The organism is Azospirillum sp. FG154, assembly GCF_057809575.1.
The window spans coordinates 94163-119749 of the sequence record NZ_JBMDKF010000009.1 but is presented as its reverse complement, the minus strand read 5'-3'; the positions used below and the strand labels follow the sequence as shown (position 1 = coordinate 119749).

The 25587-nt window shown below is 66.3% G+C and carries 28 protein-coding genes and 2 tRNA genes; 14 read left to right on the top strand and 16 right to left on the bottom strand.

The genetic code is table 11. The features are described 5' to 3' along the window. Nucleotides 1–49 precede the first annotated feature (49 nt). Nucleotides 50–388: a HigA family addiction module antitoxin gene (locus ACODS4_RS12905; protein WP_488864198.1), complete on the bottom strand. Its 339-nt coding sequence runs from the start codon at nt 386–388 to the stop codon at nt 50–52. Nucleotides 389–499: 111 nt separating this feature from the next. Further along, nucleotides 500–1396: a peptidoglycan-binding protein gene (locus ACODS4_RS12900; RefSeq protein ID WP_488864196.1), complete on the bottom strand. Its 897-nt coding sequence runs from the start codon at nt 1394–1396 to the stop codon at nt 500–502. Nucleotides 1397–1632: 236 nt separating this feature from the next. Between ACODS4_RS12900 and ACODS4_RS12895 the strand changes: the two genes are divergently transcribed. The 5 genes from ACODS4_RS12895 (at nt 1633) to ACODS4_RS12875 (ending at nt 5511) form a co-directional block, all read left to right on the top strand. Beyond that, the gene (locus tag ACODS4_RS12895) at nt 1633–2511 is read left to right on the top strand and encodes an NAD(+)--dinitrogen-reductase ADP-D-ribosyltransferase (RefSeq protein WP_488864195.1); all 879 of its coding nucleotides are present in this window, start codon (nt 1633–1635) and stop codon (nt 2509–2511) included. Nucleotides 2512–2584: 73 nt separating this feature from the next. Continuing rightward, nucleotides 2585–3478, top strand: a complete 894-nt coding sequence (draG, locus tag ACODS4_RS12890) for an ADP-ribosyl-[dinitrogen reductase] hydrolase (protein ID WP_488864193.1) — start codon at nt 2585–2587, stop codon at nt 3476–3478. Nucleotides 3479–3482: 4 nt separating this feature from the next. Then, on the top strand, nt 3483–3911 hold the full coding sequence (locus ACODS4_RS12885) for an ArsC/Spx/MgsR family protein (protein WP_488864191.1): 429 nt from the start codon (nt 3483–3485) through the stop codon (nt 3909–3911). Nucleotides 3912–3982: 71 nt separating this feature from the next. Beyond that, nucleotides 3983–4753 carry a class II glutamine amidotransferase gene (locus tag ACODS4_RS12880; RefSeq protein WP_488864189.1) on the top strand — a complete coding sequence of 257 codons (771 nt, stop codon included), beginning with the start codon at nt 3983–3985 and terminating at the stop codon, nt 4751–4753. A 134-nt stretch (nt 4754–4887) separates the two neighbouring features. After that, nucleotides 4888–5511: an FMN-dependent NADH-azoreductase gene (locus ACODS4_RS12875; RefSeq protein WP_488864187.1), complete on the top strand. Its 624-nt coding sequence runs from the start codon at nt 4888–4890 to the stop codon at nt 5509–5511. A gap of 201 nt (nt 5512–5712) precedes the next feature. Here ACODS4_RS12875 and ACODS4_RS12870 read toward each other — a convergent pair whose 3' ends face one another. The 13 genes from ACODS4_RS12870 to nifA form a co-directional block, all read right to left on the bottom strand. Then, the gene (locus tag ACODS4_RS12870; protein ID WP_488864185.1) at nt 5713–6603 is read right to left on the bottom strand and encodes an SIR2 family protein; all 891 of its coding nucleotides are present in this window, start codon (nt 6601–6603) and stop codon (nt 5713–5715) included. 12 nt (nt 6604–6615) lie between these two features. After that, complete coding sequence (locus ACODS4_RS12865) at nt 6616–7827, bottom strand: DegT/DnrJ/EryC1/StrS family aminotransferase (protein WP_488864184.1); 1212 nt, start codon at nt 7825–7827, stop codon at nt 6616–6618. Further along, nucleotides 7828–8112 carry a hypothetical protein gene (locus ACODS4_RS12860; RefSeq protein ID WP_119830864.1) on the bottom strand — a complete coding sequence of 95 codons (285 nt, stop codon included), beginning with the start codon at nt 8110–8112 and terminating at the stop codon, nt 7828–7830. A 5-nt stretch (nt 8113–8117) separates the two neighbouring features. Then, entirely contained in the window at nt 8118–8327 is a 210-nt protein-coding gene (gene nifT, locus ACODS4_RS12855) for a putative nitrogen fixation protein NifT (protein ID WP_488864182.1), read from the bottom strand. A gap of 49 nt (nt 8328–8376) precedes the next feature. After that, nucleotides 8377–9528 (bottom strand): cysteine desulfurase family protein, encoded by a 1152-nt coding sequence (locus ACODS4_RS12850; protein ID WP_488864180.1) that lies wholly within the window; start codon nt 9526–9528, stop codon nt 8377–8379. Next, nucleotides 9525–9833, bottom strand: coding sequence for a nitrogen fixation protein NifZ (locus ACODS4_RS12845; protein ID WP_488864178.1), 309 nt, complete (start codon nt 9831–9833; stop codon nt 9525–9527). Before ACODS4_RS12845 ends, ACODS4_RS12850 begins: the two co-directional genes overlap by 4 nt. A gap of 42 nt (nt 9834–9875) precedes the next feature. Continuing rightward, on the bottom strand, nt 9876–10187 hold the full coding sequence (locus ACODS4_RS12840) for a nitrogen fixation protein NifZ (protein ID WP_488864176.1): 312 nt from the start codon (nt 10185–10187) through the stop codon (nt 9876–9878). A gap of 26 nt (nt 10188–10213) precedes the next feature. Then, entirely contained in the window at nt 10214–11053 is an 840-nt protein-coding gene (locus ACODS4_RS12835; protein WP_488864174.1) for a 4Fe4S-binding leucine-rich repeat protein, read from the bottom strand. After that, complete coding sequence (locus ACODS4_RS12830) at nt 11050–11577, bottom strand: hypothetical protein (RefSeq protein WP_488864172.1); 528 nt, start codon at nt 11575–11577, stop codon at nt 11050–11052. The genes ACODS4_RS12835 and ACODS4_RS12830 overlap by 4 nt, the downstream gene beginning before the upstream one ends. 311 nt (nt 11578–11888) lie before the next feature. After that, the gene (locus tag ACODS4_RS12825; RefSeq protein ID WP_119830120.1) at nt 11889–12080 is read right to left on the bottom strand and encodes a 4Fe-4S dicluster domain-containing protein; all 192 of its coding nucleotides are present in this window, start codon (nt 12078–12080) and stop codon (nt 11889–11891) included. A gap of 53 nt (nt 12081–12133) precedes the next feature. Then, entirely contained in the window at nt 12134–13693 is a 1560-nt protein-coding gene (gene nifB, locus ACODS4_RS12820) for a nitrogenase cofactor biosynthesis protein NifB (RefSeq protein WP_488864169.1), read from the bottom strand. A gap of 230 nt (nt 13694–13923) precedes the next feature. Then, on the bottom strand, nt 13924–14820 hold the full coding sequence (locus ACODS4_RS12815) for an adenylate/guanylate cyclase domain-containing protein (protein WP_488864167.1): 897 nt from the start codon (nt 14818–14820) through the stop codon (nt 13924–13926). Between the two features lie 127 nt (nt 14821–14947). Continuing rightward, nucleotides 14948–16879, bottom strand: a complete 1932-nt coding sequence (gene nifA / locus ACODS4_RS12810) for a nif-specific transcriptional activator NifA (RefSeq protein WP_488864165.1) — start codon at nt 16877–16879, stop codon at nt 14948–14950. A gap of 342 nt (nt 16880–17221) precedes the next feature. Between nifA and ACODS4_RS12805 the strand changes: the two genes are divergently transcribed. The 3 genes from ACODS4_RS12805 to ACODS4_RS12795 are packed head-to-tail and all read left to right on the top strand — an operon-like array spanning nt 17222 to nt 19793. Then, on the top strand, nt 17222–17881 hold the full coding sequence (locus ACODS4_RS12805) for a TetR/AcrR family transcriptional regulator (RefSeq protein WP_488864163.1): 660 nt from the start codon (nt 17222–17224) through the stop codon (nt 17879–17881). Then, nucleotides 17878–18852 carry an HlyD family secretion protein gene (locus ACODS4_RS12800; protein WP_488864161.1) on the top strand — a complete coding sequence of 325 codons (975 nt, stop codon included), beginning with the start codon at nt 17878–17880 and terminating at the stop codon, nt 18850–18852. The genes ACODS4_RS12805 and ACODS4_RS12800 overlap by 4 nt, the downstream gene beginning before the upstream one ends. Continuing rightward, nucleotides 18849–19793, top strand: a complete 945-nt coding sequence (locus ACODS4_RS12795; RefSeq protein ID WP_488864159.1) for an ABC transporter ATP-binding protein — start codon at nt 18849–18851, stop codon at nt 19791–19793. Before ACODS4_RS12800 ends, ACODS4_RS12795 begins: the two co-directional genes overlap by 4 nt. A gap of 71 nt (nt 19794–19864) precedes the next feature. On the opposite strand, the gene ACODS4_RS12790 is transcribed toward ACODS4_RS12795, so the two are convergent. Next, nucleotides 19865–20233 carry a hypothetical protein gene (locus ACODS4_RS12790; protein WP_488864157.1) on the bottom strand — a complete coding sequence of 123 codons (369 nt, stop codon included), beginning with the start codon at nt 20231–20233 and terminating at the stop codon, nt 19865–19867. A 158-nt stretch (nt 20234–20391) separates the two neighbouring features. Between ACODS4_RS12790 and ACODS4_RS12785 the strand changes: the two genes are divergently transcribed. The 6 genes from ACODS4_RS12785 to ACODS4_RS12760 all read left to right on the top strand — a co-directional run bounded on the left by ACODS4_RS12785 (nt 20392) and on the right by ACODS4_RS12760 (nt 25532). After that, nucleotides 20392–21525, top strand: coding sequence for an ABC transporter permease (locus ACODS4_RS12785; protein WP_488864155.1), 1134 nt, complete (start codon nt 20392–20394; stop codon nt 21523–21525). 101 nt (nt 21526–21626) lie between these two features. After that, the gene (mepA, locus tag ACODS4_RS12780; RefSeq protein ID WP_488864153.1) at nt 21627–22583 is read left to right on the top strand and encodes a penicillin-insensitive murein endopeptidase; all 957 of its coding nucleotides are present in this window, start codon (nt 21627–21629) and stop codon (nt 22581–22583) included. Nucleotides 22584–22779: 196 nt separating this feature from the next. Further along, nucleotides 22780–23712 carry an SAM-dependent methyltransferase gene (locus ACODS4_RS12775; RefSeq protein ID WP_488864151.1) on the top strand — a complete coding sequence of 311 codons (933 nt, stop codon included), beginning with the start codon at nt 22780–22782 and terminating at the stop codon, nt 23710–23712. Nucleotides 23713–23861: 149 nt separating this feature from the next. Continuing rightward, nucleotides 23862–23948: transfer RNA gene (locus ACODS4_RS12770), tRNA-Leu, on the top strand. Nucleotides 23949–23951: 3 nt separating this feature from the next. Then, nucleotides 23952–24027 (top strand) — tRNA-Ala (locus tag ACODS4_RS12765). A 338-nt stretch (nt 24028–24365) separates the two neighbouring features. Next, on the top strand, nt 24366–25532 hold the full coding sequence (locus ACODS4_RS12760) for a glutathionylspermidine synthase family protein (protein WP_488864149.1): 1167 nt from the start codon (nt 24366–24368) through the stop codon (nt 25530–25532). Nucleotides 25533–25587: the final 55 nt, after the last annotated feature.

The window sequence follows — 25587 nt, the reverse complement described above, 5'->3', positions numbered from 1 at the left end:
AGTCTGACGCTGGGTTTTGGTTTGCGCGGTCTGGATGCGGTGGCTTTGTTTATGCGCCGGGAACCGCCGTGTCGTTTCCTGTTGGCGCGGGCGGCGCGAAGATGGCGCTGGGAGTCCAGCCCGCGATTTCGATGGAAGCGTCCCACTCATCGACGGCGGCTTGCAGATTCATCCAAAAACGCGGCGTTGTGCCGAGCACCAGGGCCAAGCGGGCGGCGGTGGTCGGTTCGACTCTCTTGTGGCCATTGACGATCTGGCTGACATGCTTGCGGCTCATTCCCAGGGCGGCGGCCATGTCGGTCACGCTGATGGCGCGCGGCTCCATATAATGGGCCTTGAGAATCAGTCCGGGCGCGGTGGGGCGGCGATTTCGACGAAGCTCGGCCATCAGTGATAATCCTCCAGATCCAGGATGATGACGTCAGCGCCGTCAACAAACCGTCACGGGCCTAAGGCGCCGTGACGGTTTGACGTCAACCGACCAACAACCGCCGCGCGGTCAGGCCGACGGCGTGGCGGTCACATGGCTTTGCAGGGCGGCGCGGGTTTTGGGGCCGGCGATGCCGTCCACGCTCAGACCGGCGCTTTGCTGGAAGGCGCGGATGGCGGCGGTGGTGGCCGGGCCGCTCACGCCGTCGACCGTCAAGGGCGGCTTGGCTCCGGCGGCGTTCAGCGCCGCTTGCAGCCATTTGGTGGAGCCGTCATCTTCCCCCAACGCGGGGGAGCCGCCGGTCGCGGGGGCGGCGTCATCGCCGTTGATTTCCGGCCAAATTTTGTCGAACCAGGCTTGCCGGTCGTCCAGGCCATTGTAGCCGCCGTTGATCCGGCGGGTGATGGCGCGGATGTCGTTGGCGTCGGCGGCGGCATTCAGGTTGCCCTCGTCCCACTCATGCAGGGCCGGTTTCAGGGCGTGTTCGGGGGCGACGATCAGGTCGGGATGGTTGTAAAAATCAACCCCGGCCTTGTCGCCCATCCGCTGGAAATTCGACCCGCCGGTGGTTTGCAGCAGCCCGCTGCCCCGGAACAGATAGCCGTCGCCGGGGCGGCTGTTGCCCAGCTCCTTGGCCTTGGGCGGGTTGCCAAGGCCATAGACGCGCTCGGCCAGCGCCTGTTCGTTTTTCAACAGACCATCGACCTCCTCAGGCCGAATGGCGGCGGAATGGTTGCCGACGCCGAAGATCGCCAGCAGCCGGTCGCTGGTGGTGTAGTAGAGGCTTTCGTACAGCACCCGCCCGCCGCCGGTCTCGTGCATCATCTGGGCGAGGAAATGGGTGATCCGCAGCGGCGTGGTGATGCCGAATTGGGCGAACAAATCGCCGCTCTGCTGGAAGGCTTCCAGATAGTTCGGCTTGATGTTTGGCGCGACTTTGAGGAGCACGGCGGCGATGTCGGTCATGGCGCTCTTCCTGATGACGTTGCCAGAGGGCGTTGTTGGATCATGGGCGTCAAACAGCCCGCAAAACGGGATTCGCCGCCGCGATGTTCTCCCCTTTGTCCGCTGGCAATCGCGGCAAGGCAAGCGGTCGATGAAAAACGGGCGGGAGTGGCGCGTGGCGTGCATGGCCTCTTGGCGGAATCGTGGATTCGCTTTATCCATAAAAAAATAATGGTCTTCAGCCGAAGGAAGCGGGCATGGCGGACGGCGCGGCGCTGCGGGACGCGAACGGGCGGACGGTCGATCCTGAATCGCCGTTGGCCCTGCGCGCGCTTCGCACCAATCTGGTCAATGTCGCGGCTTCGACCCTGTGTTCGGAATCCTACAACGACGAGCCGCGCCGTCTGCGCATCGGCGCCACCCGCAGCGAACACGCCGCCCTGTTCGAGGCGCTGGACGAATCCCCTGACGCGCTGACCGCCTCGGACATCTTCCAACGGCATATGGCCGACCGTTTCGGGGTGAATCCGGATTTTTCCGGGGCGGAGGGGGCGGACGGCAAGCGGCGCTTTCGCGCCAGCTATCTGCGCCTGTTGAAGGGCTGGATGTTCGACAGCAACCGGGCCGAAGGGGCGGTGCTGAAGGGCTGGGTGGAAAGCCGTTTCGGCCTGTTGCCGACCTATCACAAGGAACCGATCCGCCGCTTCGCCTCCGACGCCTGGGCGGCCTATGGCGAGGAAAAACTGTCAACCCGGTTCCACAACAACAACATCCATCTGCAACTCGACCTGTTGTACGAGTATTGCCAATGGACGATCCGCCGGGGCTGGCCGGACGCGCCGATGCCCAATTGGGCGTCGCACATCCGGCTCTATCGCGGCGTCAATGATTTCGAGGAACACCACATCGTCGCGCGGCCCGACAAACGCACGGCGGTGCTGCGGCTGAACAACCTCTGTTCCTTTTCCATCCAACGCGACATCGCCGGGCAATTCGGCGACTACATCCTCGACGCCTGGGTTCCCTTGCCCAAGGTGGTCTTCTTCCGCGACATTTTGCCCCGCTACCCCTTTCAGGGCGAAGGGGAGTATCTGGTCATCGGCGGGGATTATCGGGTGGGCGTGTCGCTTCTTTGACAACCACACGGCTTGGCGGCGCGCGCGCCCGTTCAAGCTCAGCAGGAAAGGGCGGGAGGTTCCCGCTCATGGCATGACCGATCCGACGATCCGATCCCGCGCGCTTGGCGCCTATCTGGGTTTGGCCTGCGGCGACGCGCTGGGCGCGACCGTGGAGTTTCTCACCAAGGGCGAGATCGCCCACCAGTATGGCGTGCACCGGCACATCAAGGGCGGGGGCTGGCTGAAGCTGCAACCGGGCCAAGTCACCGACGACACCGAAATGTCGCTGCATCTGGGCCGGGCCATCCTGGCCGGGCCGGGGTGGGACGTACGCCGCGCGGCCGACGAGTTCGCCGTCTGGCTGAAATCGGTTCCGGTCGATGTCGGCGACACGACGCGGCGCGGCATCCGCCGCTACATCATGAACGGCACGCTGGAGGAGCCGGAGTCCGAGTATCACGCGGGCAACGGCGCGGCGATGCGCAATCTTCCAGTCGCGCTGGCGACGCTGGGCGACGATTCGGCGCTGGCCCTGTGGTCGCGCGAGCAATCGCGCATCACCCACAGCAACCTGATGTCCGACGCCGCCGTTCTGGCGTTGGGGCGCATGGTCCACCGGCTGATCCAGGGCGGCGGCGTCGTCGCCGCGCGGGCGGAGGCCAACGCCCTGATCGCCCAGCACCGCCAATTCAAATTCCAACCCTACCGGGGTTTTGCCACCGCCTACGTCGTCGATACGGTGCAGACGGTCTTCCACCATTATTTCCAGACCGATTCGGTGGAAAGCTGCGTGGTCGAGACCGTCAACCAGGGCGGCGACGCCGACACCACCGGGGCCATCGCCGGGATGCTGGCCGGGGCGACCTATGGGGTGGAGGACATCCCGAGCCGCTGGCTGCGCAAGCTGGACAGCACAGTGTACGACGAGATTTGTCAGCAAACCGACGCGCTGCTCGCCCGCGCGCCGCTCTTCCGACAGGAGTGATCCGATGGCCGACGTCGTGTTCTATGAAAAGCCCGGCTGCGGGGGCAACGCCCGCCAGAAAAAGCGGTTGGAGGACTCCGGCCACCGCGTGGAGGCCCGCGACCTGTTGAGCGCGCCCTGGACGGCGGAGGAGTTGCGCCCCTTTTTTGGCGCCCGCCCGGTGGCCGACTGGTTCAACCGCGCCGCCCCCGCCGTGAAAGCGGGGGAGGTGACGCCGGAGGCGATGGACGAGGCGGCGGCGTTGGCGGCGATGATCGCCAACCCGTTGTTGATCCGCCGCCCGCTGTTGCAGGTGGGGGAGCGGCGCGAATGCGGATTCGACACGGCGCTGATCGCCGATTGGATCGGTTTGGCGGATGGCGGGGCGGATGGGGCGACGGAGGGGTGCGTGCGTCCGCACATGCCGCCCTGTCCTGTGCCCGCAAAGGGGTGACGCGGCGGCGTTGTCTGTCGTAGGCTGGGAATCCGACACGATTCACGACGACGAGCGGTCACGAGGACACCATGTGCGAACTCCTGGGCATGAGCGCCAACGTGCCCACGGACATTTGTTTCAGCTTTCGCGGCCTGATGCGGCGCGGCGGCCAGACCGGCCCGCACCGCGACGGCTGGGGCATCGCCTTTTACGAGGGCAAGGGCTGCCGGACCTTTCATGATCCGGCGCCAAGCTGCGAGTCCGAAATCGCCGAACTGGTCAGCCGCTATTCGATCAAGTCCCGCACGGTGATCTCCCACATCCGCCGCGCCAACCGGGGGCGCGTGGGGCTGGAAAACACCCACCCCTTCACCCGCGAATTGTGGGGGCGGGTGTGGACCTTCGCCCACAACGGCCAGCTCAAAGGCATCAAGGACCGTCTCCTGACCTTTTACGAGCCGGTGGGGACCACCGACAGCGAGCACGCCTTTTGCTGGCTGCTCGACCAGATCCGCATGCAGTACCCGGAACCGCCCAAGAAGACCGCCGGGCTGATGCGGTTGATCCGCCATCTGGCCGCCGATCTCGGCGCGCTGGGCGTTTTCAACATGCTGCTCAGCGACGGGCGGAACCTGTGGTGCCATTGCGCGACCCATCTGGCTTGGCTGACGCGCAAGGCCCCCTTCGGCGCCGCCACCCTGCTCGACGCCGACATGAGCGTCGATTTCGCCCAGGAAACCACGCCGAACGACGTCGTCACCGTCGTCGCCACCCGCCCCTTGACGGTGAACGAGGCGTGGACGGTGATGAAACCCGGCGAAATGGTGGTGTTCCGCGCCGGGGAGCGGGTGGGGCGTTGACGTCATTGTTGTGATTTCAACAACGATCTGTCGCTAAGCCGCTGGCTTCTCAGATCATTGTTCGTCGTTCATGTTCGGCCCCAGAAACGGACCGGCGAGACCGCCGGTCGCCACCGAACAGAAGGCCTTACGTCATGACGACGATCCTGCACATCGATTCCAGCCCGCTCGGCGCCGCCTCGGTCACGCGCCAGTTGACCGCCTCCATCGTCGAGACTCTGCGCAAGGCTGAGCCGGGCGCGACCCTGGCCTACCGCGACGTCGCCGCCAACCCGCCGGATCACCTGTCGGGCGAACTGCTCCAGGTCGTCAAGTTCCGCAACCTCGACGGCCTGAACGAGCGTCAGCGTTCCGAACTGGCCCTGACCGACGAGCTGGTGGACGAGTTCCTGGCCGCCGACACCGTCGTCATCGGCGCGCCGATGTACAATTTCTCGGTTCCCACCCAGTTGAAGGCGTGGATCGACCGTCTGGCCCAGGCGGGCCGCACCTTCCGCTACACCGAAAAGGGGCCGGAAGGTCTGGCGGGCGGCAAGCGCGTCATCGTCGCCTCGGGCCGTGGCGGCGTCTATTCGACCAACCCGGCGCTGGCCGGTCTGGATCACCAGGAAGCCTATCTGCGCACCGTGTTCGGCTTCTTCGGCATCACCGACGTGACCTTCATCCGCGTCGAAGGCGTCGGCATGGGGCCGGACGCCAAGGCGGCGGCTTTCGCCAAGGCCGATCAGGCCATCGCCGATCTGCTCGTGGCCGCGTAAAAAGCGGACGCGCCCCGGTCTTGCGCTCGTCGCGGGGCCGGGGGTTTGACCAAGCGCTTGATCCGTCGCCCCCTCCCTAACCCTCCCCCGCTTCGCGGGAGAGGGAACTCCGCCGTATCTTGGCAAAGCGTATCGTGGCAAAGCGCATGCTCCCTCTCCCGCGTGAGCGGGGGAGGGCCGGGGAGGGGGAAAGCGGCGCTCTCACCCCAACGCCCCCTGCAACATCTCCACCGCGACGTCGAGCGGTAGGTCCAGGCGCTGGATGCCCATTTGGGACAGGAAGCGCTCCTCGTTCTTCGACAATTCGCCCTGGATCACGGCCCAATGCTGATCGGTCGAGCGTTTGGAGATTTGGCGGCCGAAGGTGCGCTGGATCTCATGGTCGAAGCGGCAGCCGAGATAGAGGAAATGCCGCCCGGCGCGCCGGTCCTTGACCACCGGGGGGATTGGCGTCTGGATGTCGATTTCGGTCAACAGTTCGACGAAATCGCTGTCGGAAATCAGATAATTGCCGGCTGGCGTCACCGCGCCGGACGGCTTGTAGAGCACGGTGTCCCAGGCTTCAGCGGCGGCGGCGGTCGTTTCCGACCCGTCGGCGGCGTAATATTTCACCCATTCGCCGGTTGATTGCGGGTGCGACAGCCCCTGAATCTGCCCCCAACGGCGGTTGGCGGCGGCGGTCAGCAGCGCGTCGAGCGCGTTGTCGTACCAGACGTCGACGATCAACGGCGGCGTTGGAATGGCGCTGAGGAAGCGGTGGGCGGGCGTCGGCGGAACCGTCTGGCTGAAAATCTCGTTGAGGATGGCGTCCAGCGTCTTGCGGTGGCGGCGGGTTTCGATGAATTGGGCGACCGCCGTCAAATTGGTGCGGAAGCGACCCGGCGCCGTCACCTTGGCGTTCAGCCGCTGGGTCAGCTCCGCCGAATTGCGCGGGATCGGGCAATCGTCCGGGGACAGCAGCGCGAAGGCCCCCGGCCCGAGATAGGGGACCACCTGTTTGGCCTTCAACGCGGCGGCGATGCTGGCGATGGCGGCGGCGGTGTCGGCGACCGTGACGGAATCGGCGTCCGGCGCAAGCGCGGTGTCGGTCATGAAGAATCCCCTTTAAAGGTAAATCGCCGCCCCGGCGCCGGTGTTGACGGTGGCGTCCTTCAGCGTTTCGACGATGAAGGCGACCTGATCCTCGGTGATCGCGTGGTGCAGCGGCAGCGCCAGCACGCGGTCGGCGGTTTTGGTGCAGACCGGGCAGGCCGAACGGCTGGCCCCGCGCTCCTGGTAATATTGCTGGGTGTGCAGCGGTTGGCCGAAATCGGAAGCGTCGATGTCCTGCCCGTCGAGATCCTCGATGATCGCCTTGCGACCCGACGCGGTGAAGCGGGTGCCGAGATGCACGCAATAGAGCATCGGGTTGACGATTTCCGCGCCCGCCCCGCGATAGGGCGGCTTGATGCCTTCAAAGCTCGCCATCGCCGCGTCGTACCAGCCGATGACTTTGTTGCGGCGGGCCAGAATCTCCGGCAGCCGTTTCAACTGCACCAGCCCCAGCGCGGCGTTGAGGTTGCTCAAGCCCACCTGCCAGGGCAGGGTGCGGGTGATGACGACGGTGTTGCGGTGCTCCACCTCGCGGCGGCGCAGATAGCGCAGGCGGTGGGCCAGATCGCGGTCGTCGGTGACGATCATGCCGCCATCCCCGGCCAGCAGAACCCCCGGCTCGGAAAAATCAAAGAAGGACGCGTCGCCGAACCCGCCGACCATCCGCCCCTTGTAGGTGGAGCCGATGGCCTCGGTCGAATCCTCGATCAGGATCAAGCCGTGATCCTTGGCCAGCGCGGTCAGTTCGTCCCAATGGGCCGGGTGGCCGTTGGGATTGGCGGCCAGAATGGCCTTGGTCGCCGGGGTGATGAGCGTCGCGGCCTTTTCCGGGTTGATGCTGTGTTGCCAGTAATCAATGTCCACCAGCACCGGCGTCGCCCCGCTCAAGGCCACGGCATGTTGCGCCTGATGCCAGCCGAAGGGGCTGCACAGAACCTCGTCCCCCGGCCCAATCCCATAGGCCTTCATCACCAGCAGGGCGGCGATGGTGCCGCTGGACACCGCCACGGCGTGGGCGCGCCCGACATAGGCGGCGAAAGCGGTCTCGAACGCCCGCGCCATCCGCCCGTCGCCCAACTCGCCGGAGGTCAGGACGCGGCTCAGCATCTCCACTTCAGCCCCGGACATGTCGGGGGTGGTCAGGGCGATGAAACCGTCGCCGTCATCCTCGGCGGGGTCAATCGTGTCGTTTTGCGTGGCCAACGTCGCGGGGGAAGCGGTCATTCATTCATCCTCGTCCCGTTGGGCGATCACCAGGCCGGTGGCAAGCTCCGGCTTGTCGGTGATGAGCCAGCAGTGGTTGTTGCCGTCCACCAGATGCAGATCGAAGCCGTTTTCTTCGCGGAACGGATCCTCGGCCATCACTGAAGCGTGGGCGGTGGTGACGGTCTTCAGATCCGGGTTGGCCGCGCGGACGGCGCGGGCGACGTCGTCGATCCGGTTTCCGGCGGAAAAAAGCTGGTTGGCCAGCGTGGCGATGGTGTCGATGCGCTCAAGGGACAGGGCCATGATGGTCACTCCGCGCCGCGTTTCTTGGCTTCGACGGTGATCGGCAGGCGGGTGTCGGCGGGCATTTCCGGCAGGTCCAGAGTCCAGCCGTTGGCGACCTTGATCCAACCGCCCCACAGGCCGGGGTTCTCCATCTCGGTGATGGGTTCCTCCAGATCCTTCTTGGCGACGTAGATCGTGTGGCCCTCGGCCACCTTGCGGATCATCACCTTCATAATCACGGCTCCAAAGTCTGTTGTTGTTGGTTGTTGGCGGCGGTCGGGATCACGCCGCGACCAGACGGGCGTGCAGGGCGGGCAATTCCGACAGCACCGCGTCGATTTCCGCCGCCGTGCTGTAGCGGCTGAGCGAAAAGCGCAAACTGCTGGCCGCCGCCGCGCCGCTCAGCCCCATGGCGGTCAGGACATGGCTTGGCTCATTCCCACCTGAAGAGCAGGCGGCCCCCATCGACACGGCGATTCCGGCGCGGTCCAACCGCATCAGCAACTCCTCGCCGTCCGCCGGGCGGCCCTGGCCGTCGGCGAAGCGGATGTTGCTGGTGTTGGGCAGGCGCGCCGCGCCGCCGCCATTGACCAGCGCCCCCGGCCAGCGGGCCAACACGCCGCTTTCCAGCCGGTCGCGCAGAAAGCCCAGCAACCCGGCCTCGTCCAGCCACAGCGCGGCGAGCGAGGCGGCGGCCCCGAAGCCGACGATGCCCGGCACATTTTCGGTGCCGCCACGCCGCCGCCGTTCCTGGTGGCCATGGACCAGCGGGCGGAAGGGCGCGCCCTTGCGGACGTAGAGCGCGCCGACGCCCTTCGGCCCGTGCATCTTGTGGGCGGACAAGGTGAGGTAATCGGCGATGCCGCACTCCACCGTCACCCGGCCCGCCGCCTGCACCGCGTCGGTGTGGAACAGCGCGCCATGGGCGTGGGCGATGGCCGAGGCCCCGGCGACCGGCATCAGCACGCCGGTTTCGTTGTTGGCCCACATCATCGACACCAGCGCCGTGCGTTCCGACACCAGCGCGCCCAGATCGACCAGCGAGGGCAGGCCGTCGGCGTTCACCGGCAGGACGCTGACGCGCCAGCCCTGGTTCCGCAGATCGTCGAACAGGGCCAGCGTCGCCGGATGCTCCACCGCCGTGGCGACGATGTGGTCGCGGGTGTGGTCGGTTTCCTCCAGGCTGCGCAGCGCGCCGAGGATGGCGGCGTGCGTCGCCTCCGTCGCGCTGCCGGTGAACATCACATCGGCGGGCTTGGCCCCGATCAGGGCGGCGACCTGGGCGCGGGCGTCGCTGACCAGACGGCGGGCGGCCATCCCGGCGCTGTGCGGGCTGGACGGGTTGGCGTAATCGCCGAACAGGCAGGGCAGCATCGCTTCCCGCACCTCCGGCGCCAACGCGGTGGTGGCGTTGTTGTCGAGATAGATCGTCATGCCAGCACCCCCGGCACGCCACGGCGCGACCCATCGGCGGGGGCGATTTCCTCTTCAAGACAGCCGACCACGGTTCCGCCGGGGAATTCGACCAGATAGACCGGCAGATGGCCTTCCTCCGACCGACCGACGCGGACGATGATTCCGGGCGTGCCTTGCGGGGCCAGGATCGCGCCGGGTTGGGCGTGGGGGTGGCTGCCGTCGTTGAACAGATCCTCCTGCGCCGTGACCGACAGGCCCCAGTCGTACAGCGGTTCGCGCGGCGGGATGAAACCCGACTTGGCGGGGGTGGCGGCTTCGGTCATCGCGAGGCTCCTTCCGGGCTGTTCACAAGAGGGGGGAGGGGGTCACTGCGGGTCGTTGCAATGGGCGTCGACCATTTCAAGCTCTTTCGCGCGCATGCCGACGACGACGCGTTTCTCATAAAAATCAACGGCGTAGATGTAATACATCTGAAGGTAGGTGCCGATGGAGATGACGTAGCCGACATCGCCCTCCCGGATCAGGAACTCGCCGACCGGGCAGCCGGGATAGGTGCCGTCGTTGCGGACGTCCTTCCGCGCGCGCACCTTGTGGCCCTGCTCGAACGCCGCCGGGCCGACCAGCTCGTTGGCGTCGTTGGGATCGCGGGCGCGTTCACGGCGTATGGTCTGGGTCATGGCGGCGGCTCCTTCGGGCGGGGCGGTCAAAGCGGGGGCAGGTCGTTGGCGATGGCGACGCCGTCGCGGCGCTGGCGGGCCAGCGTGCGCACCTCCTCCTCCGGGTCGTCGAGCAGGGGGCCGAGTTGGTCGCTGTCGATCCGCCCGGCCACCGCCAGCCGAACCATCCAGTCGGCGTCCTGAATCAGAACATGCAGCTTGGACGCGGGCAGGCGTTGGACCACCACCAGCCGGACGCGCGGGCTGTCGTCCCAAATCAGGCTGGGCAGCCAATCGGCGGCGATGCGGCGGGCGACCTCGACGCGGATTTCGGGATCCTCGTCGTGCATCATCGCGGGCAGCATGCCGTCGGGAATCCGGCGGACGACGCGCAGCCGCACCGAACAATCGGGGTCGCGCATCAGCGGGGCGAGGTCGGCGTCCTCCAACCGGACGGCGACGGCGATGCGCACCTCGCGGTCGGGGTCGTCGCGCAGCTTCAGCAGCAGGCGGCGCGGCAGACGGCGGGCCAGCGTGGCGCGCACGGTTTCGTCGGGATCGTCGATCAGGCGCGGCAGCAGGAAAATCGGCGCGACGCGGGCGGCGTTGGCGCGGACCTCGAAATAGGGGTGGGTCAGATGGGTTCCCGCCAGATCGGCGTTCCACTCGAAAAAGCGTTGGATGCGCTTGGCGTAGCGGTCATGGACGCAGGCTCGGCCCGGCTGGCATTGACGACAGTCGCGACCGCCCAGCAGGGCGACGCCCGGTTCGACCCGACGGTCGGCGTGGGCGCAGGCGGCGCAATCCACCGGCGCGCCCGTCCAGTCGAGCGTCTCGTCGATGTCGTCGCTGAGCGCCGTGGGGGGGAGGGCGTCGTCGTCGGTCATGCGTCCACCTCCTCCCCGGCGTTGGCTCGTTCGCGTTGGTCGGCGACGGCCAGCAGACGGGCGGCTCCGAACCGATCGTCGGGGTCGAGCGCGCAAACCTTGGCCAGAACCTCCCGCCCCTCGGCCATCCGGCCCCGGCGCAGGTTGAGATAGCCGATGGCGAGCAGCGCGAAGAGGAACAAGCGGGGCGCTGGCTCCAGCCCGGAAAAATCGGCGGAGGCCGGGGTGACGGCGCGCCAATCGCTGTGGTTCAGGCCAATCGCGGCCATGGCGTGGCCCAGCATCCGCTCGCCATAGACCGCCGCGTCGTCGAGGTTGGCCTTGTAAAAATGGAATTTGTAATGGCCGAGATCGACCAGACGGTGGCCGGGGGCGGCGGCCTCGGCGTCGGCGAGGTGGCGCAGCGCGCGGGCGGAATCGGCGTAGCTGGCGGCGGCCAGATGCAGGCAGCGTTCCGCCTCGGGCGGCAGATCCCCGCCGTAATAGCGGCGGGCGAGCCAGTCTTCATCCACCTCGTCCAACATGGCGGCGCTCCGGTTGGAACCGTCGGTTTCTGTTGTTCCCGCGATCCCTCCCTCTCCCGTCGCGGGAGCTGCGGCATTCACACATCGACCCGTTTGGCAAAACAGTGGAACGGAATGACTCTCGGGTTCGTCATCCCCGCGAAGGCGGGGATCCAGAGTTCGCAAGACGTACCCTGTGATGAAGCCTGGATCCCCGCCTTCGCGGGGATGACGGTTAAAGTCATTGACTTCCAATATCTTGCCTTATTGAACGATGTGTGAATCCGGTAGCTCGTTTCGGGAGAGGGAGGGCTTTGGGCGTCAGGGGGCAATCAGGCCGGAACGCAGCAGTCGGCGGGGCAGACGGCGGCGCATTGCGGGCTGTCGAACTGGCCTTTGCATTCGGTGCATTTGGCCGGGTCGATGACGTAGGTGCCCTTTTTCAGGCTGATCGCCATGTTCGGGCATTCGGCGTCGCAGGCGCCGCAGACGGTGCATTCGGCGGATTTGATCTTGTAGGCCATGGCTTTCTCTCCTTGCTTGGCAAAATTTGGGGGGATGGCTGTGGTGGGTGGGGTCAGGCGCGCTTGGCGGTCAACGCGCCGGTGCGGATCACCGCGTCCTGCCCGGCGCGGGCCTGGATCGACCCTTGGCCCAGGCGTTCGGCGTAATCCTTGAAATAGGCCAGGGCCGATTCCTCGATGTATTCAAAGGCGAAGCGGTCCACCGGCTCGATGCCCGCCGATTCCAGCGATTTGGACGGGCAGCCGCCGATCTTGGCGACGAAGACGGCGGTGCAGTCGTTGATCGCCGACAGCACGGCGTCGAGCGCGTCGTCGTCGCCGGAGCCGCCTTCGCAATATTGATCGACGCGGCGGTGGCCGACGAACTTCGCGCCCTGCGGCCCGACCTCGTAAATCTGGAACTCCTTGGCGTGGCCGAAATGCTCGTTGACGCGCTCGCCGCCCTTGGTGGCGACGGCGATCAGGATGGGATCGACGGCGCTGCCGACGGCCTCCCGCACATCGGCCTGGGCGGCGGCCTTGGAGGCGTGACGCCCGGATCGTTCGGCCTCGACATGCTCGCGGTAGGTCCGGCGGGCCTCGTCGTCGTACCCGATCTCGCCCATCGCTTCGATCTTGTCGGCGGTGAACTCGTCGCCGCGATCCTCGCCCAGCAGGCCGACGGCGTCGGCGCGGCATTGGCGGCAATGGCGCATCAGCTTGGCCCCGCCCTCGCAGGCGTCCTGCACCACCTTAAGCTCCTGCGCGGTCGGGCCGCGCTGGCCGGTCAGACCGAAATGGGTGCCGTGGGCGGGGTCGGAGATCAACGGCATGATGTTGTGCAGGAAGGCGCCGCGCGCCTTGACCGCCTTGTTGACCGCCAGCAGATGCTCGTCGTTGACGCCGGGGATCATCACCGAATTGACCTTCACCAGGATGCCGCGCGACGTCAGCATTTCCAGCCCCAGCATTTGGTGTTCGTGCAGGATCTTGGCGGCGTCCAGCCCGGTCCAACGCTTGTGCTTGTGGAAGATCCAGGGGTAAATCTGCGCGCCGACCTCGGGATCGACCATGTTGATGGTGATCGTCACATGGTCGATGTTGTATTGGGCGATGCGGTCCACATTGTCCGGCAGGGCCAGCCCGTTGGTGGACAGGCACAGCTTCAGGTCCGGGGCCTTCTTTTGCAGATGCTCGAAGGTGGCGAAGGTGTTCTTCGCCCCGGCGGCGAGGCTGTCGCCGGGACCGGCGATGCCGATCACCGACAATTGCGGGATGTCCTGGGCCACCGCCAAAATCTTCTTGATCGCCTGATCGGGGGTCAGTTTTTCAGAGACCACGCCCGGACGGCTCTCGTTCGAGCAATCATATTTGCGGTTGCAGTAGTTGCATTGGATGTTGCAGGCCGGAGCCACCGCAACATGCATGCGGGCGAAATAATGGTGGGCTTCTTCCGAATAGCAGGGGTGGTTTTTCACCTTGTCCCACACCGCCGGATCCATGTCCGCCGGTCCATCGGACGAGCCGCAGGACGACGACGAGCAGCCGGAGGATTCCACCGGCGTGGATTCGGCGGGAGCCTTCAGCTCTCCCACCCCAAGAATGCTGTCGAGCGAAATCACGTTGCCCATCATCCACTCCTTCCCTGCCGCGCCGGGTGGCGCATGGCCTGCCGTGCCTGACGACACCAACGGTCAGACCAGAGAAAAGCAAGTTCGGGGCCAACGGAGGAGTGTGAGGAATCACAAGGAGTTGACGCGGTTTGTCAGCTTTGCTGACCCTGTCGTCATTGCGACAAAGCCAGGGCGCTGTCAGGGGCGCTGTCAGGGATGCGACACGGCCTTGTGGTGTTTTGGGCGGGCGCTCAGGCCAGCTCGCCGCGAAAGGCGATGACGTGGTCTTGGGCCTCGTCGCGCACCTCGGCCCCGAAACCGATCAGGCCGCTGCCGACCAGCTTGGTGGAATCGCGGCGCAGAACCACCGGCGGGGCGCCGCCGCTGCGGATGTAGCTGCCGTTGGTCGAATGGTCGGTCAGGATGAAGCTTTCGCGGCTGAAGTCGATCACCGCGTGTTGGCGCGAGGTCTGGCGCGAGGCGATGCGCAGGCCGCTGCTCTCCTCCCGCCCGATGGTGACGCGGGGCAGGGCGCGGCTCATCAGAATGTCCTGGCCGCGATAGGACAGATGCAGCGTCACCATGGCGTTGCCGCTGGTGTTGACGGTGGAGAAGCCAAGCGTCGTGCTGTCCTGCGCCTCGTCCACCTCCTCCACCGTGCGGATCTGGTGGACGCGGATGGGGATCGCCTTGCCCTTCATCGCGACGTTGCTCAACAGCTTGGATTTGGCGAGCAGATCGGGAGAAAGACCGCCGATCAGCGCCTCGGTCGCCAGAATCTCGCCGGGCCGCGCGATCTGCTGGACCCGCGCGGCGACGTTGCAGGCGTCGCCGTACAGATCGCCGATCCCCTCGATCACCGGGCCATGGTGGATGCCGATGCGCAGCCGCAGCCCGTAATCCTCCTGCGCCGCCATCATCGCCAGCGCCGCGCGCACGCTGTCGTCGGGGGAGGGAAAGGCGCCGAGCAGCCCATCGCCCAGGCTTTTGATGACCGCGCCGCCGTTGCCGTCCACCAACCGTCGCAGATGGCCAAGAACGCGCTGGGTCAGGGTCGCGGCTGTGACGTTGCCGATCCGCTCATACAGCATGGTGCTGTCGGCGATGTCGACAAACAGCAGGGCGAGAGGCTTTTCCAGAGCGGGCAAGGCCGGGGATCCGTTCGGACGGGTAGAGACGGCGGTCGCCGGGAACTGTAGCACAGGCATGACCACAGGGCGACGGCGGCGGTCGCCGTCGCGCCGCCGCCCTTGCCGATCCTGCCGCTCAACCCGTTTAGAACTTCTTGATTTCGATGCTGTATTTGCGCAGGGCGTAGCTCACCTGACGGGTGGTCATGCCCAGCAGGCGGGCGGCCTTGGCCTGGACCCAGCCGGTGCGCTCCATCGCCCACAGCAGGCGGTCGCGCAGCGGGCCGGAATCCGGCTCGTCCAGCGGCAGGTCGGGGTTGTCCGCCGTCGGCTGCGGCGGGTTGGACGCGGGCTGAGCATGGCCGTTCCGCGCGGCGACCGGCGCGGGGGCCGAAGGGGCGGCGGGCGCGCTGGGCGCGCCGCGTTCGGGGGTGGGCAGCGGCAGAATGGCGGTGGGGGCCATGGGTTTCGCCGCGCCGCAGCCCGGCGTCGGCCCGGCGGCGCAGCCGGACGCGCAGGCGGGCCACGCCGCGCCATTGGCGCCGACCGGGGCCGGAACGGCGCTGGGCATCGCCGCCGCGCCGACGCCGGGTTGCGGCGCGCGCGTGATGTTCGGGTTGGTCGGCGCGGCGCTGGTCGTCGGGGCCAAGCCGCCGACCGCCGCGCCCATGGTGCGGTACTGGAACAGCACCGACGAGTTGCAGAGATTCATGCTGCACGACAGATCGGGCAGGCGGATCTTGCCGTCGCGGCATTGCGTCGCGGCCCGCTCGATGCAGTTTTCCAGCTCGCGCACGTTGCCGGGCCAAGTGCAGCGGTTCAGCACCTCCAGCGCTTCGTTGTCGATGTCCAGATTCAGGCCGTTGTCCTTGCCGAATTTGGCGACGAAATGCTTGGCCAACAGGGCGATGTCGCCGCGCCGTTCGCGCAGCGGCGGCAGATGGATGGTGACGACGTTGATGCGGAAATAGAGATCGGCGCGGAATTTCCCATGGCCGACCGCCTCCTCCAGATTGAGGTTGGTGGCGCAGATCAGCCGCACGTCGGTCTTGATCGTCTTGGATCCGCCGACCCGCTCGAACTCCTGCTCCTGCAACACGCGCAGCAGCTTGGCCTGGAAGTTGGACGAGATGTCGCCGATTTCGTCCAGGAACAGGGTGCCGCCGGACGCCAGCTCGAACCGGCCCTTGTGGTCCTTCTGCGCCCCGGTGAAGGAGCCTTTTTCATGCCCGAACAGCTCCGATTCCAGCAGGGATTCGGGCAGGGCGGCGCAGTTCACCCGGATGAAGGGCGCGTCCTTGCGCGGCGACATGTTGTGGATGGCGCGCGCGATCAGCTCCTTGCCGGTGCCGCTCTCGCCGCGAATCAACACGGTCGATTTGAAGGGGGCGACGCGGTGAACCTGCGACAGCACGTCCACCATGTTGGCGCTGGTGCACACCACGTCGTTGACCGGGATGGCGACGGGCCGCAGTTCCTTCTGCACGCGGAAGGTCTCGCGCATCATGAAGCGGCGCTCTTCCGCCACGGTGCGGTGCAGGCGCACGGTCTGGCCGATCAAATTGGCGACCATGGTCAGAAAGCGGACGTCGGACCCGAAATGGCCGTTCGGCCCCTCGTCGGAAATGCGGTCGATGGTCAACACGCCGACGACGGCGCCCGCCGCCTTGATCGGCACGCCGACCAGCGAGGCCACCTGTTCGTCCAGATCGTCGCGCCCGCCGGAGCGGTTGAGGAACAGCGGCTCGTCGGCCAGATTGGGAACCACCACCGGCATGCCGGTTTTCAGGATGCGTCCGGAAATCCCCTCGCCCTCGCGAAGGTCGATGTCCTGCGCCAGCGCCTCTTTCGACAGGCCATGGGCGGCGACCAGACGCAGGGTGTTGTCGTCGCCCTGGAGATACACGCGGCCCCGCTGCATCTGAAGCTGATAGGACAGCGCCCGCAACACCTCGCGCAGCGTCTGTTCCAGATCGAGCGACGAGCCAAGAATCTTGCTGACTTCGTAAATCGTCAGCAGTTCCAAATTGGATGAGGACGCGGATTGCGACGAACGCGCGGCACTCGGCATGGTCATCCCCTCGCTCGGTTGAGGGACCTGCGGTTCTGGTGCGCCGCAAAGCGACGCCACAATCCGAGGCCCGGCAACTGCGCCGTGACGTTGTTCCCCCCTGAAGGGATGGAAGCCGTTGATCCGGCATCCGTTTTCCGGTTGATCGCGGCTGCGGCGCGCAAACGCGCTCTGGTCAGCCGAGAGAAAGTCTCGGGCACGACGCCCGGAAAGGCAAGCCTTTTTGTAAGGGCATTGCTGCGTCGCACAATGTCCTTTGGCTGAGGCGGGGCGTCGCAGGCAAAGAGGATGGCGCGGGGATGAGGCGTGTGTTAATAACTGACGAGTTAGTCATTAATAGACCCGCCGATGCCGCTCAGCGATCCCCCCTCCTCTCCACGCTGGCGCCGTCGCAAGGTGGATCGCCCGCAGGAAATCGTCGCCGCCGCGCTGGACGTCTTCGCCGAACGGGGCTTCGCCGCCGCCCGGCTGGACGACGTCGCGGCGCGGGCCGGGGTCAGCAAAGGCACGCTCTATCTCTATTTCCCCAGCAAAGAGGATCTGTTCAAGGCGGTGATCCGCGCCGCCATCCTGCCCAATCTGGAGCGGGCCGAACGGATGATCGCCGAGGTTCCGGGGCCGTCCTTCGCCCTGCTGGAACGGTTGCTGGCGATGGTGGCGGAGTTGATCGCGACGACCCGCGCGGCCATCATTCCCAAGCTGGTGATCGCCGAGGCCGGGAACTTCCCTGAACTGGCGGCTTTCTACCATCGCGAGGTCATTCAACGCGGCTTTGGGCTGCTGGCCAATCTGCTGGAGCGGGGGGTGGCGCGCGGCGAGTTCCGCCCGCTGAACATCGACCACGCGGTTCGCCTGATCGCCGCGCCTTTGCTGATGAGCGCGGTGTGGCGCAGCGCCTTTGACGCGGTGGCTCCTTTGGACGTTCCGGCCCTGATCGCCACCCACCGCGATCATTTGCGCCGCGCGCTGCTGGTGGATGGGGAAACGCCTGACGGAGACCGATCATGAGCGGTTGGCTGGATGCGGCGTGGGGGATGGCTCTGGCGGTGGCGCAAACGGTCGGGCTGCCGTTTGGCGCCGCCGACACCCGTCCGTTGGCCCATGGCTATGTCGAGGGCGAGTATCTGCGAATCGCCGCCCCGGCGGCGGGCGTGCTGGAGCGGTTGTCGGTGGCGCGGGGGCAAACGGTCGCGGCGGGCGCGCCGCTTTTCACCATCGACCGTTCCACCGCGTTGGCCGAGCGTGACCGGCTGGCGGCGGCGCTGGCCCAGGCCAAGGCGCAGCGCGCCGATCTGGCGACCGGCAAGCGGCCTGAGGAAATCGCCGTGCTGGCCGCGCAAAAGGCCCAAGCCGAAGCGGCGCTGCGTCTGTCCGCCACCGAGTGGGAGCGGCAGGCGGCGCTGGCGGCGCGCAAGGTCAGCTCCGTGGACAAGCTCGACGGCGCGCGGGCGGCGTTTGAGCGCGACCAGGGCCGTCTCGCGGAAACCCAGGCGCAACTGGCCGTTGGCGGGCTGGGCGCCCGGCCCGATCAGATCCGCGCGGCGGAGCAGGCGATGGCGCAGGCCGACGCGGCGCTGGTCCAGGCCGACCGTCGGTTGGTTGATCTGGCCCCGGTCGCCCCGGTCGCGGCTTTGGTCGAGGACACGCTCTACAACGGTGGAGAGTGGGTTCCCGCCGGATCGCCGGTGGTGACGCTGTTGCCGCCTGAACGGATCAAGCTGGTGTTGTTCGTTCCAGAAACGCTGGTGGCGCGGGCGCCGCCGGGAACGGCGCTGCGGGTGCGTTGCGATTCCTGCCCGCCGGGGTTGGTCGCGCGGGTCACGCATGTGGCGTCCAAAGCGGAATACACCCCGCCGGTGATCTACAGCGTTGGCAGCCGGGAAAAGCTGGTCTTCCGGGTCGAGGCGGCGCCCGACGCGGCGATGGGGGGCGGCGTCTTGCGTCCCGGATTGCCGGTGGATGTGGAGCTGGCGCCATGACCGCCGCCGTGTCGGCGAATCCTCCGCCGGTGATTGACGTGCGCGGGCTGGTCAAACGCTTTGGCGACAAGCTGGTCGTCAACGACGTGTCGATCCGCGTCGCGGCGGGGGCCATCTATGGCTTTCTCGGCCCCAACGGATCGGGCAAGACGACGACGATCCGCCTGTTGTGCGGACTGTTGACCCCCGATGCCGGGGAGGGAACCTGTCTGGGGCTGGACATTCGCACGCACAGCGCGGCGATCAAGCGGCAAGTCGGCTACATGACCCAGAAATTCAGCTTCTGGGAGGATCTGAGCATCGCCGAGAATCTGGATTTCGTCGCCCGCATGTATGGGCTGTCGGATCGCCGCCGCCGCGTTGACGGCGCGTTGGAGCGGTTGGGCCTGGCGAATCGGCGGCGCCAGTTGGCGGGGGAATTGTCCGGCGGCTGGAAACAGCGGCTGGCGCTGGCCGCCTGCATCCTGCACGAACCGAAGCTGCTGCTGCTCGACGAGCCGACGGCGGGCGTCGATCCCAAGGCGCGGCGCGAATTTTGGGACGAAATTCACCGGCTGGCCGCCGATGGCCTGACCGTGCTGGTCAGCACCCATTACATGGACGAGGCGGAACGCTGTCACGAAATCGCCTACATCGCGTATGGCACGCTGATGACGCACGGGCCGGTGGAGCGGGTCATCGCCGAATCTGGTTTGCGCACGCGGGTGGTGGCCGGGGCCGACCTGGGGCCGATGGCGGCGGCGTTGACGGGACAGCCGGGTGTCGAGATGGTCGCGGTGTTTGGCAGCCGCCTGCATGTCAGCGGCATGGATGGCGACGCGCTGGACTCGGCGCTGAAACCCTGGGCGGAGCGGAGCGATCTGCGGGTGACGGCGGCGGATCCGACGCTGGAAGACGTCTTCATCCATCTGATGAACCGCAGCACGGACAATTTTCAATGAGCGCGGCGGCTTTGGGCTATGAGCAATGGGGAAGCGGAGGGGCGCCGTTTGTCGCGGCGCCCCCGCCGTCGTTATTCCTTGATGGCGCTGGTGACGCCGGTGCTCTTGTTCCACTTCAAGGTCAGCTTGGAGATCTGGCAGAGATCCAGGCCTTCCCACACGGCGGTCTCGCCGTCGTCATAGGCGACCTTCATGTCCCATTTGCAGGTCTTTTCGGCCTTGCCGAAGGACACGTCGAAGGCTTCGCCGTCGTCCAGGACGTCGCGGCCCAGAATGTCCTCGTCCCAACTGTTGCTGTGGGATTCCGACACGTAGATGTGCTTCAGCGGATAGCCCGTCTTGTTGACGATGCTGAAATCCTGCTGCCCGGCCAGAGCGGCGCCGTGCATCAGGAACAGAGCGGCGGCAAAAACAGTGCTCTTGGCAACAAAAGCCTTCACGACGTATCTCCAGGAATAAGAGTAACTCTCCGCACTACTTTCTTCATAAGAACTCTCTTTTTGTCAAGGGGCGGGCCGATAAAAAATATTGCTGCGTCAATCTGTTGCAATCTTTCTGTTCTGAAATATAACCGCAACCGGGCGGGGAGGCGGGCGTGATGGCTGGATTGTCCGTCAACCGTTTGCTCGCGGTGATGGTGAAAGAGCTGATCCAGATGCGGCGGGACCGGCTGACCTTCGCCATGATGGTCGGGGTGCCGATCCTGCAATTGATTTTGTTCGGCTTCGCCATCAACGCCGATCCAAAGCGCTTGCCGACCGCCGTGCTGACCGCCGACGTCAGCCCCTTTGCCCGGACGTTGGTGGCCGCGCTGGGCAACTCCGGCTATTTCGACCTTGGGCGCACGGTGTCGGACGAGGCTGAACTGGACCGTTTGCTGGCGACCGGACAGGCGCAGTTCGCCATCACCATTCCCGCCGGTTTCTCCCGCGACCTCCAGCGGGGCGACCGCCCCGTCTTGCTGGTGGAGGCCGACGCGACCGACCCGGCGGCGACCAGCAACGCGCTGTCGGCCCTGGCGGTGATCGCCCGGCAGGCGCTGGATCCCGATCTGGTCGGGCCGCTGGCGGCGCTGCGGGCGACGCCCGATCCGATCGAACTGCGCGTCCACCGCCGTTACAACCCGGAAGGAATCACCCAATACAATGTGGTGCCTGGTCTGATGGGGGTGGTGCTGACCATGACCATGGTGATGATGACCGCCCTGGCCGTGACCCGTGAGCGGGAACGCGGCACCATGGAAAATTTGCTGGCGATGCCGGTGCGCCCGTTCGAGGTGATGCTGGGCAAAATCGTGCCCTTCATCGGCGTCGGCTATGTCCAGGTGGTGTTGATCGTCGGCGCGGCGCGTCTGCTGTTCGGGGTTCCCATCGTCGGCAGCCTGCTGTTGCTGTCGGCGGTGCTGGTGGCGTTCATCGCCGCCAATCTGGCCGTCGGCTTCACCTTTTCCACCCTGGCCAAGAACCAGTTGCAGGCGATGCAGATGTCGTTCTTCTTTTTTCTGCCGTCGATGCTGCTGTCGGGCTTCATGTTCCCGTTCCGGGGCATGCCGGGTTGGGCGCAGATGATCGGGGAGGTTCTGCCGCTGACCCATTTTTTGCGGATCGTGCGCGGCATTCTGCTGAAGGGCAACGGTTTCGCCGACATCCTGGGCGAACTGGCGCCGCTGCTGGCTTTTCTGCTGGTGGTCACGGTCGTGGCGTTGAAACGCTACCGGCAGACGCTCGACTGAGGCGGGCGGGGTTCGCGTCGCGAACTGGTCTTACCTTTCCATCATTCCTTAACGGTCAGTGTGTTATAAGGTTTGCCACAGAGCTGTGGAATGGGGGCGTCATGCTGCGTCTTGCGGTGGGGCTGGTCGCGTGCGTCGGGATGCTTGCCGCGCTGGCGGGCGACGCCGACGCCAAAACACGCAAGAAAACGCCGCGCAAGCTTCCCGCTTACGCCTCCAGCGTCGTCTGGGCGGGGGTGTCCGGTCCGTCGCTGGGTCCGGCCCGTTCGATTGGCGGCTACGCCGCCGGGTGCATCGCCGGGGCGCAGCCCTTGGCCGGGGAGGGAACCGGCTATCAGGTGATCCGCCTGTCGCGCCATCGCAATTACGGTCATCCGCAGTTGGTTGAAACCTTGAAGGAGTTCGGGCGCAAGGTCGCCGCCGCCGGGCTGGGCGCGGCGTTGATCGGCGACATGGGGCAGGCGCGGGGCGGGCCGATGCCGATGGGCCACGCCAGCCACCAGATCGGGCTGGACGCCGACGTCTGGCTGCGGCTCGACCTGCCGCCGATGGGGCGGGGCGGACGTGAAAATCTGGAGGAGGTCAAGTTCGTCGATCACGACCGCATGCGGGTGAACGACGGCTGGTCGGAACGCCAGGCCCGCTTGATCCAGATCGCGGCCAGCGACCCGCGCGTCGTTCGCATTTTCGTCAATCCGGCGATCAAGCAGGCGATGTGCGCGCATGCCTGGAGCGACCGCGCCTTTCTGGGCAAGCTGCGCCCCTGGTACGGTCACGACGGCCACATGCACATCCGGTTGAGCTGTCCGCCCGGCAGCCCGCAGTGCGAGGATCAGGCCCCTCAACCCGACGGCGACGGCTGCGGCGAGGAGCTGGAGTCTTGGTTGGTTCGCGCGGTTCCGGCGGTCGAACGTTCTGCCGCTCCGGCCAGCCGTCCGACGCCGCGCGTCGCCAATGTGCCGGCCGCCTGTGAGCCGGTCTTGCGGGCCGGAGGAACGCGGATGGCGGCGCTTGCCGTCGATAAGGCGTCAAAACCGGGGGAAAGGCCGTCCGAATGACGGCGGGAGCGCGCGGGGAGGCATTTTCCTCTTGCGCGACGTCAGGGTGTGATTAGCCTGCCTTTTTGTAAGCTCTTTGCGGCGCGGACGCGGAAATGAACAGCGTTCGCCGCAGGATTGTGGCGGCGTGTGCGGTCGATGCGGGGGCGTTGACCGGGGTTGCGGTGTTGATCGGCCAAAGGGGTGTGTGGCGGCGATGACGGACAAGGGCGACAACGGCGGGCATGGGCCGAATTTGAAAAGCCGCCTCCACGCGTGGTGGGAAGGCTATGACCTGTCCGGCATGAAGGGCAAAAAAGCGGAAGCGTCGCCCCCGCCCCCGCCGACCGAGGCGCAAGGGCCGGGCGTCAACCGCTGGGGCAAGCCCCTGTGGACGGCCACCCGAATCGAGGTGGCGGAAAAGCTGTGGGGCGAGGGCTTCAACACCCCGGGCGGCGCGGAGCACATCCCCTATCTGGTCAAGCCGCTGGGGCTGAATCCGGCGATGAGCGTGCTGGATCTGGCCGCTGGTCTGGGCGGCACCAGCCGCACCATGGCGGGCAAGTTCGGCTGCTGGGTCACGGGGCTGGAGGCGTCGGAACTGTTGGCGAAGGAGGGCATGGTCCGCTCCTTCAAGATGGGGTTGGAGAAGAAGGCGCCGATTGAAACCTTCAACCCGGAGCATTTCGGCTATCCCAAGCGGGTGGACGCCATCGTCTACAAGGAGGGCCTGTTCGCTGTTCGCGACAAGGACCAGATGTTTGACGGAATGGAAATCGTTCTGAAGCCGCGCGGCCATCTGCTCATCACCGACTACATCGCCGAACCCGACAAGATCGGGGCCAAGGCGATTCAAAACTGGTGCGACAAGGAGCCGATGCAGCCGCATCTGTGGAACAAGGACCAGATGGCGAACGCTTTTGCGCAACGCAATCTGGACCTGCGCATTTCCGAAGACATTTCCGACACCCACCGCCACCTGATCCTGAGCGCCATTCAAGGTTTGGTGGAGCATTTGGAAAAGCACCAGATGGACGCCAGCACCAAGGTGGCGGTGATGGAAGAGGTTGAGATGTGGGTCCGCCGGGTCGCCGCCATTGAGGCCGGCATGCGGGTGTTCCGGTTCTACGCGATCAAACCGGCGGAATAAGGCGGATTGAGCGGGAGGGCGCGCGCCCTCCCGCCGGCCCTTCCAACGCTCTCCCCCAAAAATCTTTGATGCGACGTCATTTTTCTCTTGAGCCAAACAGCGTGGCTGGGTACATAGAGCGCCCCGCGTGACCCCAAGTAACGCGGGACGCGCTCGTGGCGGAACTGGTAGACGCGCTAGGTTCAGGTCCTAGTGATCGAAAGGTCGTGGGGGTTCGACTCCCTTCGAGCGCACCAAATGGGGCCGTAGCTCAGCTGGGAGAGCGCCGCAATGGCATTGCGGAGGTCAGGGGTTCGATCCCCCTCGGCTCCACCATTTCTTCCCGTCAACCTGGACGGGACGTCGGAGGTCTTGAAAAAGACTTCAGACATCTTCAAGACGATCACCGTGCAGGGTGTGTCCGGCAATGCCGGACCCCCGCGCTGTGGCTCCCTCAAGATATCCCCAAATTTTTATCAGACTGCCCCAACGTCAGCCGTGATCCGTTGTGGCGTGACGAGCGTTCGCGCGCTACACACGCAGCGATGCGCGCGTGTCCCGCTGGTGATGGCGAGGCCGCGCCGCCGATGTTCGGAGAGGATCGTTGACCAGCTCGTCGCCCGTTGCGCTCCGCGCGCCTTCGTTTTCCTGATACGGACGGACCCGGTTCGACCATGCGCCGCGTATCCCTGAAACCGCGCGCCGATTGGCGTCCCGGCCTTCGCAAATACCCCTACGGCGTTCGGGCGATGTCCGCCGGCGCCGGGTGGCGGGAGGATGTCGGGTATGAGTTCAGCGCCTCGCAAATCGACTTGATCGAAAGCGTGGCCGACGAACTCCACACGATGATCGGCGCCGCCGTCCGTTACGTGATCGACAACAAGCTGTTTGGACCGCTGGGCATCCGTGGCGAGGCGGCGCGGATGGTGGAAGCCTCTTGGACCGACTATTGGGCGGCGGGCCGCCACAACGAACGGGCGGGGGGATTGGCTGGGCGTCTGACCCTGGCCTATGACGGGCGGGACAGCGTCAAGCTTTTGGCCTGCAACTACGACACCAGCGAAGGGCTGTTCGCCGCCTCCATCGTTCAACGCAACTGGCGCGAGGCGTTGGCTCCCGACGCCAACCAGTTCAACGGTCTGCACGAGGCGCTGGTCGAGCGGTGGGAAGAATTGGCGACGGGCCTGCCGGGTCGGAATCGGGTTCACCTGACCTGCGCCACCCCCGATCCGGCGCGGGAGGGGGAACTGGTCTATCTGGCGGCGACGGCGGCGGAAGCGGGTCTGGAGACCCGCCTGTTGCCCTTGCACAGCATTGGCTGGGATGGCCGTCGCTTCCTCGACGACGAGGGGCAGGCGATGGCGTGGCTGGGCAAGCTGTTTCCGTGGGATGGATTGGCTGAAGACGCTTTCCTGCAACGGCTGCGGGTTGGCGGCATGAGCGTGCTGTCACCCCTGTGGTGTTGGCTGTGGTCCAATCATGGGCTGCTGGCGGTGCTCTCGCACCTCTACCCGCGCCATCCCAACCTGTGCCGAGCGGCGCTGGACGCCAGCGTTCTGGGGCCGTGCGACGCTGTGACGGCGCGGGCGCTGCGCGGGCTGGATTCGGCGCCGCAACGAATGTATGAGCGCGGCGCGGTGATTCTGGACGATGGCCCGGAGGTGGACGCGCAGGGCGCCGTCTGGCTGGAAACCCCGCCGGGCTTTCAGAGCGACGGCGTCCACGCGGTGCTGCACGCCTGGGTCGTCGCCGACAAATGCCTGGGCATGGCGGTGCGCGAATCGACCGACCCGCGCGTCGGCCCGGATTCGGCGATGGCGCCGCATTTGTATCGCGGATAAAGCGACGCGCGGCTGGGCCGCGCGTCGGGCATAAAAAAAGCGCTCCGCCTTTGCA

Excerpts from the sequence above, each read along its gene's own strand:
- ACODS4_RS12850 (WP_488864180.1), bottom strand. The coding sequence starts at position 9,528 with ATGACGATCTATCTCGACAACAACGCCACCACCGCGTTGGCGCCGGAG.
- ACODS4_RS12845 (WP_488864178.1), bottom strand. The coding sequence starts at position 9,833 with ATGACCGAAGCCGCCACCCCCGCCAAGTCGGGTTTCATCCCGCCGCGC.
- ACODS4_RS12775 (WP_488864151.1), top strand. The coding sequence starts at position 22,780 with ATGACGGACAAGGGCGACAACGGCGGGCATGGGCCGAATTTGAAAAGC.
- draG (WP_488864193.1), top strand. The coding sequence starts at position 2,585 with ATGACCGATCCGACGATCCGATCCCGCGCGCTTGGCGCCTATCTGGGT.
- ACODS4_RS12835 (WP_488864174.1), bottom strand. The coding sequence starts at position 11,053 with ATGACCGACGACGACGCCCTCCCCCCCACGGCGCTCAGCGACGACATC.
- ACODS4_RS12870 (WP_488864185.1), bottom strand. The coding sequence starts at position 6,603 with ATGACCGACACCGCGCTTGCGCCGGACGCCGATTCCGTCACGGTCGCC.
- ACODS4_RS12785 (WP_488864155.1), top strand. The coding sequence starts at position 20,392 with ATGGCTGGATTGTCCGTCAACCGTTTGCTCGCGGTGATGGTGAAAGAG.
- ACODS4_RS12900 (WP_488864196.1), bottom strand. The coding sequence starts at position 1,396 with ATGACCGACATCGCCGCCGTGCTCCTCAAAGTCGCGCCAAACATCAAG.
- ACODS4_RS12885 (WP_488864191.1), top strand. The coding sequence starts at position 3,483 with ATGGCCGACGTCGTGTTCTATGAAAAGCCCGGCTGCGGGGGCAACGCC.
- mepA (WP_488864153.1), top strand. The coding sequence starts at position 21,627 with ATGCTGCGTCTTGCGGTGGGGCTGGTCGCGTGCGTCGGGATGCTTGCC.
- ACODS4_RS12860 (WP_119830864.1), bottom strand. The coding sequence starts at position 8,112 with ATGGCCCTGTCCCTTGAGCGCATCGACACCATCGCCACGCTGGCCAAC.
- nifA (WP_488864165.1), bottom strand. The coding sequence starts at position 16,879 with ATGACCATGCCGAGTGCCGCGCGTTCGTCGCAATCCGCGTCCTCATCC.
- ACODS4_RS12865 (WP_488864184.1), bottom strand. The coding sequence starts at position 7,827 with ATGACCGCTTCCCCCGCGACGTTGGCCACGCAAAACGACACGATTGAC.
- ACODS4_RS12825 (WP_119830120.1), bottom strand. The coding sequence starts at position 12,080 with ATGGCCTACAAGATCAAATCCGCCGAATGCACCGTCTGCGGCGCCTGC.
- ACODS4_RS12795 (WP_488864159.1), top strand. The coding sequence starts at position 18,849 with ATGACCGCCGCCGTGTCGGCGAATCCTCCGCCGGTGATTGACGTGCGC.
- ACODS4_RS12905 (WP_488864198.1), bottom strand. The coding sequence starts at position 388 with ATGGCCGAGCTTCGTCGAAATCGCCGCCCCACCGCGCCCGGACTGATT.
- ACODS4_RS12840 (WP_488864176.1), bottom strand. The coding sequence starts at position 10,187 with ATGACCCAGACCATACGCCGTGAACGCGCCCGCGATCCCAACGACGCC.
- ACODS4_RS12805 (WP_488864163.1), top strand. The coding sequence starts at position 17,222 with ATGCCGCTCAGCGATCCCCCCTCCTCTCCACGCTGGCGCCGTCGCAAG.
- nifB (WP_488864169.1), bottom strand. The coding sequence starts at position 13,693 with ATGATGGGCAACGTGATTTCGCTCGACAGCATTCTTGGGGTGGGAGAG.
- ACODS4_RS12830 (WP_488864172.1), bottom strand. The coding sequence starts at position 11,577 with ATGTTGGACGAGGTGGATGAAGACTGGCTCGCCCGCCGCTATTACGGC.
- ACODS4_RS12800 (WP_488864161.1), top strand. The coding sequence starts at position 17,878 with ATGAGCGGTTGGCTGGATGCGGCGTGGGGGATGGCTCTGGCGGTGGCG.
- ACODS4_RS12875 (WP_488864187.1), top strand. The coding sequence starts at position 4,888 with ATGACGACGATCCTGCACATCGATTCCAGCCCGCTCGGCGCCGCCTCG.
- ACODS4_RS12880 (WP_488864189.1), top strand. The coding sequence starts at position 3,983 with ATGTGCGAACTCCTGGGCATGAGCGCCAACGTGCCCACGGACATTTGT.
- ACODS4_RS12760 (WP_488864149.1), top strand. The coding sequence starts at position 24,366 with ATGCGCCGCGTATCCCTGAAACCGCGCGCCGATTGGCGTCCCGGCCTT.
- nifT (WP_488864182.1), bottom strand. The coding sequence starts at position 8,327 with ATGAAGGTGATGATCCGCAAGGTGGCCGAGGGCCACACGATCTACGTC.
- ACODS4_RS12895 (WP_488864195.1), top strand. The coding sequence starts at position 1,633 with ATGGCGGACGGCGCGGCGCTGCGGGACGCGAACGGGCGGACGGTCGAT.